We start from the raw sequence: 524 nt of genomic DNA on the forward strand, positions 1-524 counted from the left end.
TTCACCAGACGGGTCTGCTGAACCGGGTTATGAGCAATCCAGGGGGCCAGCATCGGCAAGTCCAGCGCCTCCCCGCCAAAGATAATACAACGCAGGGAATGTGCCGTGTCATCCTGCGCAGGGATAAGCTGGCGGAAAGCACTGGGGGTCTGGTTCAGCACGGTCACACGTTCCTGACACAACAGCGCATAGAACGCCTGCGGTGAGCGGGCACAGACCGCCGGGACGATAACCAGCTTGCCACCGTAAGACAGGGCGCCCCATATCTCCCATACCGAGAAATCAAAAGCAAATGAGTGGAACAGTGTCCAGACGTCGTTGCTATTGAACTGGAAATACCCTTGTGTTGCCGCTAACAGGCGAATGGCATTCGCGTGTTCAACCATCACCCCTTTGGGCTGACCGGTGGAGCCGGAGGTGTAGATCACATAAGCCAGATGGCGTGAAGTCAGTCCCCGTGCCCGGCTGTCAGGGTTGCTGCCCGGTTCTCTGTCAAAGACACGTGGTGAGCGGGCATCAAGCAC

Annotated in this window: 1 protein-coding gene; it reads right to left on the reverse strand. The window is 57.8% G+C overall.

Going from position 1 to position 524, the window contains the following annotated elements:
- On the reverse strand, positions 1 to 524 hold a 524-nt coding region (locus AAC147_RS10160), incomplete at both ends, for an AMP-binding protein (protein WP_156115467.1).

It is taken from the genome of Xenorhabdus sp. NBAII XenSa04 (genome assembly GCF_963866145.1).
Taxonomy (GTDB): Bacteria; Pseudomonadota; Gammaproteobacteria; order Enterobacterales; family Enterobacteriaceae; genus Xenorhabdus; species Xenorhabdus indica.